At 67.7% G+C, this 8,520-nt stretch carries 6 protein-coding genes and 3 pseudogenes; 8 read left to right on the forward strand and 1 reads right to left on the reverse strand.

What is annotated here, in order from left to right:
• The 4 genes and pseudogenes from FXF52_RS39405 to FXF52_RS39420 all read left to right on the forward strand — a co-directional run.
• The coding region (locus FXF52_RS39405; RefSeq protein WP_148804750.1) for a tripartite tricarboxylate transporter substrate binding protein at positions 1-854 on the forward strand (854 nt) is incomplete at its 5' end.
• Positions 855-925: 71 nt separating this feature from the next.
• Entirely contained in the window at positions 926-1,441 is a 516-nt protein-coding gene (locus tag FXF52_RS39410; protein ID WP_148804751.1) for a tripartite tricarboxylate transporter TctB family protein, read from the forward strand.
• Positions 1,442-1,539: 98 nt separating this feature from the next.
• Positions 1,540-2,987: pseudogene (locus FXF52_RS39415) on the forward strand (tripartite tricarboxylate transporter permease).
• 105 nt (positions 2,988-3,092) lie between these two features.
• Positions 3,093-3,623, forward strand: a complete 531-nt coding sequence (locus tag FXF52_RS39420) for a 2'-5' RNA ligase family protein (protein ID WP_148804752.1) — start codon at positions 3,093-3,095, stop codon at positions 3,621-3,623.
• A gap of 42 nt (positions 3,624-3,665) precedes the next feature.
• Here FXF52_RS39420 and FXF52_RS39425 read toward each other — a convergent pair whose 3' ends face one another.
• Positions 3,666-4,649 (reverse strand): NAD(P)-dependent alcohol dehydrogenase, encoded by a 984-nt coding sequence (locus tag FXF52_RS39425; protein ID WP_148804755.1) that lies wholly within the window; start codon positions 4,647-4,649, stop codon positions 3,666-3,668.
• A 110-nt stretch (positions 4,650-4,759) separates the two neighbouring features.
• Between FXF52_RS39425 and FXF52_RS39430 the strand changes: the two genes are divergently transcribed.
• The 4 genes and pseudogenes from FXF52_RS39430 to FXF52_RS39445 form a co-directional block, all read left to right on the forward strand.
• Positions 4,760-5,467 carry a TetR/AcrR family transcriptional regulator gene (locus tag FXF52_RS39430; protein WP_148804753.1) on the forward strand — a complete coding sequence of 236 codons (708 nt, stop codon included), beginning with the start codon at positions 4,760-4,762 and terminating at the stop codon, positions 5,465-5,467.
• Between the two features lie 150 nt (positions 5,468-5,617).
• Positions 5,618-5,785, forward strand: a pseudogene (locus tag FXF52_RS44335) (hypothetical protein); the annotation flags it as partial.
• Positions 5,786-5,999: 214 nt separating this feature from the next.
• Positions 6,000-7,187 carry a hypothetical protein gene (locus FXF52_RS39440; protein ID WP_148804754.1) on the forward strand — a complete coding sequence of 396 codons (1,188 nt, stop codon included), beginning with the start codon at positions 6,000-6,002 and terminating at the stop codon, positions 7,185-7,187.
• Between the two features lie 416 nt (positions 7,188-7,603).
• Positions 7,604-8,287, forward strand: a pseudogene (locus tag FXF52_RS39445) (transposase); the annotation flags it as partial.
• Positions 8,288-8,520 lie beyond the last annotated feature (233 nt).

Consider the following 8,520-nt stretch of genomic DNA (forward strand, 5'->3'; position numbering starts at 1 on the left):
CCGGCGGTGGCTGGGACTCCACCGCTCGGGCCATGCAGCAGGTCATCCAGAAGAAGAACCTGGCCAACAAACCGGTCGAGGTCTTCAACGTCGCGGGCGGCGGTGGCGCCACCGGGCTGGCCCAGCTCCAGAAGGAGAAAGGCGACCCGCACGCGCTGATGATGACCGGACTGGTCATGATCGGCGCGCTCACCCGGGCGAACTCGCCGGTCTCCCTGAAGAACACCACGCCGATCGCCACCCTCACCGCCGAGGCAGAGGCCTTCGTCGTGCCGGCAAACTCGAAGTACCAGACCATCCAGGACGTCGTCAACGCCTACCAGCAGGACCCCTCGTCGGTCACTTTCGGCGGCGGCAGCGCCGGCGGCTCCGACCACCTCGTCACCGGCCAAGTGCTGAAGGCCGCCGGCGCCGATCCGAGCAAGCTCAAGTACGTCGGATACTCAGGCGGCGGTGAGGCCACCGCGGGCATCCTGTCCGGCGACGTGGGCGTCGGGGTCTCGGGCGTCAGCGAGTTCGAGAGCCAGATCGAGTCCGGAAAGATGCGCCTGCTGGCCATCAGCACCGCAACGCCGCAGGAGGTCGCGGGCAAGCCGGCACCCACCCTCAAAGACGCCGGCTACGACGTCGACTTCAGCAACTGGCGCGCCGTGGTCGCCGCACCGGGCCTCTCCGACAAGGACAAGCAGGCGGTCACCGACCTCGTGGACAAGCTGCACGAAACCCAGGAGTGGAAGGACGTACTCAAGACCAACGGCTGGGACGACTTCTACAAGACCGGTGACGAGGCACAGCAGTACATCGAGGGCGAGACAAAGCGCGTCGAGCAGCTGTACAAGGACCTCGGGCTGTGAGTCACCCGAACCCGACGGACGGCGGAGCCCCTGGCCGCGGGGGCTCCACCGTACGGGGCCCCGAGATCGCGGTGCACGAAGCGGAGCCCGACCAGCCGGGTGCCGAGGAGCACAGCCCGGCCGGACGCTCGCCGGTCGGTCCGCTCCTGGTGGGAGTGGTCATGCTGGCACTCGGCGTGCTCATGCTCACGCAGACCTTCAAGATCAGAGGAGGCGGCTTCGAGCCCAGCGGTCCGCGATTCATGCCCTTCGTGGTCGCGTCGCTGTGGACGGTGCTGGCGCTCATCTACCTGGGGCAGCAGGTCTCACGGCTGGTCAGGCGTGCCGACAACCTGCCGGCCGAGCGGTTCACCCACATGCTGGGCGCGGCCGCCCTGGTGGTGTTGCTCGTGATCTACGCCTACCTGCTGGACCCGCTCGGTTACGTGATCGCCACCAGCCTGTTCTTCCTGGGCGCGTCCCGGGCCATGGGCTCCCGCCAATGGTTCCGTGACCTGATCGTCGCGGTCGCGCTGTCACTGCTCGTGTATCTCACCTTCACGCGCGCCCTCGGCGTGCATCTCCCGGAAGGGGTTTTGGGCCTGTGAGCTCCTTCGCTGAGCTGCTCGGGGGATTCGGGACGGTCCTGTCACCGGAGAACCTGCTGTTCGCGGTGATCGGGGTGACACTCGGCACGCTGGTCGGAGTGCTGCCCGGGATCGGCCCGGCGGTGACCATCGCTCTCCTGCTACCGGTCACCTACAACTTCGACGACCCGATCCCCGCGTTCATCATGTTCGCCGGCATCTACTACGGCGCCATGTACGGCGGGTCCACCACGTCGATCCTGCTCAACACGCCTGGGGAGTCGGCGTCCGTCGCGACCGCCATCGAGGGCCACGAGATGGCCAAACGCGGGCAGGCCCGCGCCGCACTCGCAACCGCGGCGATCGGTTCCTTCGTGGCGGCACTGATCTCGACCGTCCTGCTCGCTCTCGTCGCCAGGCCGGTGGCCAGCATCGCCATCTCGTTCCGCGCCACCGACTACTTCGCGCTCATGATCCTGGCGTTGGTCACGGTGACCTCCCTGGTCGGCCGCTCGCTGGTGCGTGGACTGGCGTCCCTGCTGCTCGGTATCTCGATCGGCTTCATCGGCCTCGACGGCGTCTCCGGCGAGCCCCGCTTCACCTTCGACAGCCCGATGCTGTTCAACGGGATCGACTCAGTGCTGCTCATCATCGGCCTCTTCGCGATCGGCGAGACGCTGTACGTCCTGGTCAAGGGCAGCACCCGGCCGGGCTCGGTGACCCCGCTCGAGCCCGCATCCGGCGGATTCATGTGGCTCAGCCGCAACCAGTGGCACCGCTCCTGGGCGCCCTGGCTGCGGGGCACCGCCTTCGGCTTCCCGTTCGGTGTGCTGCCCTCCGGAGGCGCCGAACTGCCGACCTTCCTGTCGTACTCCTACGAGAAACAACGGTCCCGTGGCCGCAAGGAGTTCGGCAAGGGCGCCATCGAAGGCGTCGCCGGACCGGAGGCCCCAACAACGCTTCGTTCTCCGGCGTACTCGTGCCGCTGCTGACGCTGGGCCTGCCGACCTCCGCGACGGCTGCGGTGATGTTGGCAGCGTTCAAGATCTTCAACCTGCAGCCGGGACCGCAACTGTTCGACAAGTCCCCGGATCTGGTCTGGGCGCTCATCGCGTCGCTGTTCATCGGCAACGTGATGCTGCTCGCGCTGAACCTCCCGCTCATCCGGCTCTGGGTGAAGGTGCTGGAGATTCCACGGCCGCTGCTCTACGCCGGCATCCTGGTGTTCGCCACGCTCGGGATCTACTCCGTCTCCGGCGCGATCACCGACATCCTGATCGCCTACGCCATCGGCATCGTCGGCTTCATCATGCGCCAATTCGACTTCCCGATCGCACCCACGATCCTGGGCGCCATCCTCGGGCCGGAACTCGAAGACCAGTTCCGCCGGGCGCTGAGCATCGGCAACGGCGACCTGACCGTATTCCTGCACCGGCCGCTCACCGTCGCCATCCTGGCGCTCGCCCTACTGGCGCTGCTGCTCCCCTACGCGCCCAAGGTGGTGGCCCGACTGCGCGGTCGACCCGTCGAGGGCACGAGCAAGCTCGCCTTCGCTGATGAGGACTGAGAGGACGGCCAGGTCAACTTCAGTCCTGTCCACATGCTGCCCCTAACCACCACCGCTGGCGAAACCCCGTAGACCAGCACCGGCCATGATCGGGAAACTGCCGGAATGGAACCGACACAGACGGCGCTCATCGTGCCGATACCCGAGGCCGAGGAAGCGGTAGGCCGGTTTCGGGTATCTCTCGACCCGGCTGCCTCATGGGGCGTGCCGGCGCACGTGACCGTCCTCTACCCGTTTCTGCCTCCGCAGCAGATCAACGACCAGGCCCTGGCAGTGCTGCGCAAGACCATTGCTGGCATACCACGGTTCGACGTTGCGCTGACTCACATCGGCTGGTTCGGTGACACGGTCGTATGGCTTGCACCGCAGCCAGACCGTCCGTTCCGGGACCTCACCGCGGCGGTGTGGCAGCGGTTTCCCGAGACCACCCCATATGGTGGGGCGCACGCCGACGTGGTGCCGCACCTGACCATCGGTCAGGACGCCCCCAAGCCCGCACTGAGCCACGCCGCGGAAGCCGTCTCCGCGCAACTGCCGATCAACGCGGCCGTCGACATGGTTCGCCTCATCACCGGAACGCCGGGCCTCAGCCCCTGGCGCACCCTCTGCGAGTTCCCCCTGAGGGCGGACAGGTAAGAAGACCGAGTGTCTGAACGAAAGGGGCTCGCGGCCCACGCCTCAGACGGTGATGACAACTTTCGCCCGCGCGTGCTCACCTTCGAGGTATCGGATGGCTTGGGGTACCTCGTGGAGTGGATAGGTCCGGTCAATGACTGGTGTAAGACGGCCGGCCTCGGCGTGGGCGCGGAGCGTGTCGAGGTGTTGCCGGCTGGGTGCCGTCGTGAGAATGACGATGCGGTGTCGGACGAGGGGCGCCAGCAGCCGTCCGCGCGCGATCAGCCAGACCGGTCCGATGAGGCTGCCCCCGCGGTACACGCCGCCGCCGGAGAGCACCAGCGTCCCGGTCGGGGTCAGCGCCCGCCGGAGCGCGGCGAGTGAGCGGTTGCCGACCAGATCAAGCACGACCTCGTGGCGGCGCGTGTCGTGGGCGAAGTCTTCGCGGGTGTAGTCGACGACATGGTCGGCGCCGAGGGAGCGGACCAGGTCGACGTTGCGGGTGCTGCACACCCCGGTCACGGTCGCGCCGAGCGCCTTGGCCAGTTGAACCGCCAGGGTGCCGACGCCGCCGGAGGCGCCGTTGATGAGGACGCGGTGGCCGGGCTCGACCCGCCCGACGTCGCACAGTCCCATGAGCGCGGTGGTGCCGGCCAACGGCAGGGCGGCCGCCTGCTGCGGCGTCAGGTTCGCCGGCTTTGGCGCGACCAGAGTCTCGGGCACGCATACGTACTCGGCGAACGCGCCGTTGGCGTCGCCGAGGTCACCGAAGACGGAGTCGCCCGGGCGCACCCATCGAACGTTGGCGCCGACGGCCTCAACCCGGCCGGCGAAGTCGCGGCCACGGATGCGCGCCCGGGGCCTTGACCGACCCATTGCCAACCGCGCCATCCATGGATCACCACGCATGGCATGCCAGTCGTACGCGTTCAGCGCCGCAGCCTCGACTCGCACGAGCACCTCGTCGGCGGCGGGCACCGGCGCGGCGACGTCCGCGAGCGTAAGGGTTTCCGGCGGGCCGTATCGGTCTTGGACGATCGCCTTCATCTTCCCCTCCCTTGGGTGTACGGCGTACACCTCATGGGAACAACATAGGTGTACGCCGTACACCCGTCAAGACGGATAGGGTTCAACAGCCGCCGAAAGACGAGGACGAAATGGCTGAGATGCTGCGCCGGGCACCGCTGAGCAGGGATCGGATCCTGCTTGCCGCCGTCGCGCTCGCCGACGAGGCCGGGATCGAATCCCTCAGCATGCGCAACCTCGCCCAGGATCTGGGCGTCGTGCCGATGGCCCTCTACAAGCACGTAGCCAACAAAGACGAACTGCTCGACGGCATGATCGACATGGTCGTCAGCGAGATCGGCCCGCCGGTGCCCGACGCCGACTGGAAGCGCACGGTCCGCCGGCGCATCCTCTCGGCGCGGCAGGTACTACGGCGCCACCCCTGGGCGCCCCTCGCAATCGAGTCGCGGAACATGGCGACGCCGGCCATCCTCGCCTACCTCGACTCGATGGTCGGGACGTTCCGGGCCGGCGGGCTCTCCGCCGACCTCGCCCACCACGTGATGCACGCAATGGGCAGCCGGATCCTGGGCTTCAGTCAAGAACTGTTCGACGCATCCCGGCGCGCCGGCCGGTCCGGTACGACCAACCCCGATCCGCCAGCAGCCCTACCACCGGAGGCCGCCGCCCGGTTCCCGCACCTCGCGGAGATCGCCATGGCGGCATCCCACGACAACGAGTCGGTCGTGGGGCAGGGCTGCGACGACCAGTTCGAGTTCGAGTTCGCGCTGGACCTGCTGCTGGACGGCATCGAACGACTACACCAGCAAGCCTGGACATCCTCGCGCCGGCTCCGGTGACACGACCAGCACCAACCGCCGCCCACGGCCCGTTACGTCACGTCCGACGACCTGCTGCTGGCCGGCTTCGACGACCTGCGCACCGACCTGAAGCGCGACCTCGACGCCCTCAGCCCCGGCGTGCCACCCCATCCGACCAGCCCGACCGGCGTGATCTTCGCCCACGCATACCGCCACCGGGACCTCTACCGGGCGCTCTGCGGCCGGCGCGGCGCCACCATCGTGCAGCGACACCTGCACCGGCTCGTCAGCGACCTGCTCCGCGACCATCTGCGCCCGCACATCGAGGCCGCCGACAGCGACCTCCCGGTCGACATCGCAGCCGCGTTCTACGCCTCCGCAGCCCTCGGCATGCTCACCTGGTGGGTCGACCAGGATCCCCCGCACGTTTCCCCACTGAAACGCCCGGACGGCGGCCAGAAGAGGATGGCGAAGCCGGGCGGGCATCGCGAACGCGGATCGGCGTCGCGGTGTGCAACGTGCGTACGGAAAGTGCCTCGGCCTCTACTTTGTCCGGCCGTACGATCTCCCGGTGACCTCCCCCCGCCGACGGCTGGTCGCCGCGTTCATCCTCTTGCTGTTGGAGGCGGTGGCGTTCGCGCTACTCGTCACCGAGTCCGTGACGGGCGCGATCGCCGCCGCCGGCATCACCTGCGTGTCGTTGTGGGTGCACCTCGTCCTGCACGAGTGCGGGCACCTCGTCATGGCGAAGCTGCTGCGTCTGCCGATCATCGCGGTCCGTATCGCACCCTTTACCGGCTGGCGGAGCGAAGTGTGGGTCCGGCCGACGCCATCGACGACCGCGTTGCCGCTGCGGATGGTGCTGTTCTACCTCGGCGGCCCGATAGCGAACCTGTGCACCGCGACGGTGCTCGGTACCGCAACGGCGTCGACGAGCACGCCGTTGACCCGCGCCGCACTGCTCGGCGCGGCGTTTGTTGCGGCGCTGCTCGGGGTGGCCAATCTCATTCCCGGGATATCGCCCCGCAGCGACGGCCGCAACCTGCTTCGCTGGCTCTTCGCCCCGACAGCCAGCCGCGCCGCGCTGCAGGCAGGCTACTACCAGGAGGAGGTGAGCAGGACGTTGCGGACGATTGCCCGAGAGGAGGTTGGCGACCATCGTCTCGGAGATCCCGTTCGCGGCGGCAACGATCCGCGACTGGCGCTCGCTGCCTTCCAACGGCGCTGGAGCACGGGACACGCGCATTCGGCGGCGGACCTCATCGCCGACGCCGAGCGGCTCGCGGCGCTGGCTCGCGCCGACAGCACCGACCCCATGGCCGCCGCCGCAATCGCGCAGGTACTTACCGTCCAGTTCGGGTTGTGGTACCTGTACGCCGCAGTGGTGAACGGCTCACCGGTCCAACACCAAGAGGTGTTGGAGATCTCGGAACTGGCCCGGCTCGCCTTCCACGTGCAGCCGCACGCCTTGTCCGCCCGTGTCGCGATGAGCCTGGCTCACCTGCTCAACCAGCAGCCGGAGCATGCGCGGTCGCTGCTTCTCGACATTCGGCCGGGTGTTGACCCGCCGGACCTGTGCAACGTCGCGTTTCTCCTGCGCGCCATCGCCGAGTGTTACCTCGGCAACCACGCCGATGCGGCCACCCTCATCAGGGTGGCCGGCGGCGACTACCAGCAACTGACACAGGTCGTTGCCGCGATCCAGGCAGCCGATCCGGTGCCGCCCTTGTTCGCCTCGGCACCGAGGGTTGACGCCTGACCGGCGTGCCTGCGCCAGCAGACACTGACCGTGTCAACGGTCAGCGAGATCACCCGTCCGCCGGCACGGTCGGCGGAACGTCAGCGCCGACCACGACGTCCGCTCACGTTTCAGGAAGCCCGCTCGGCTCAGTGGCCAGCTACCGAGCAATTGTCAAGATCTGTGGATGTGACGTGCCCGCTCGGTCGCAGTGATGGCCAGGCTCACCGACTTGATTAGGAATCATCAGTGATCATAGGTTGACCGTGTGGAACCTCCTCGACTCTCAAATGCCGGGCAGCGTCTCGGTGTATCCCGCTGGCGCTAGGTGTGTGGGTTGACTCGGGAGAGATTCAGGTGACGTGGGTCGGGACTGCCCCCGGTTCGGTTGACTCCTGACCTGCGAGGATGCGTTCCTCGCTGGAAGGATGTCTGCCATGCCGAAAGCGTTCCCGCCGGAGTTCCGCCGTGATGTCGTCGCGGTCGCCCGCAAGGGCGAGGCGCCGATCGCGCAGATCGCGAAGGACTTCGGGATCTCCGAGTCGTGTCTGCACCGCTGGTTGAAGATCGCCGACGTCGACGACGGGATCCGTCCGGGCACCACCAGCAGCGAGTCCGCAGAGCTGCGGGAGCTGCGGGAGCGCAACAAGCTCCTCGAGCAGGAGAACGACATTCTGCGTCGGGCGGCGGCGTTCTTCGCCAAGGAGATCGCCCCAAAATGATGTACCCGCTGGTCGGTGACCTGGCCGCGGACGGGATCCCCGTCGCGGTGACCTGCCGGGTGCTGGGCTTCAGCAAGCAGGCCTACTACGCCTGGAAGGCGGATCCGGTCTCGCAGCGGGACTGGGACGACGCCCACCTGATCAACGCTGCCCTGGACATTCACCACGACGACCCGGCCTTCCGGGTACCGGTTCATCGCCGACGAACTATCCGCCCACGGCATCACCGCCGGCCCGAACCGGGTAGCCAGGCTCTGCTCACAGCAGCGCATCTGGTCGGTGTTCGCCAAGCGCAAGGGCCTCACGAGGCGGGCCGGACCGCCGGTGCACGACGACCTGGTGCAACGCCGCTTCACCGCCGACGCCCCGAACCGGCTGTGGCTGACCGACATCACCGAAGGCTAACCACGCCCGCCACCCCAAACATCAACACACATCAACGAATGATGATCGACGCTGCCAACCAAAGATCACAGCGGTGGATTCAGGCTAAGAGGTCCTAACAAAGTCGTACGACGTGCCGGTACGTGATGATGCAGGTGGCGAGGGCGAGGAAGGCTTCGTGGATGTCGTCGCGGCGTTCCCAGCGGATGCGTAGTCGTTTCATGCCGTGGTACCAGGCGATCGTCCGC

The organism is Micromonospora sp. MP36 (assembly GCF_008119785.1).
In the GTDB taxonomy this organism is placed as follows: domain Bacteria; phylum Actinomycetota; class Actinomycetes; order Mycobacteriales; family Micromonosporaceae; genus Micromonospora.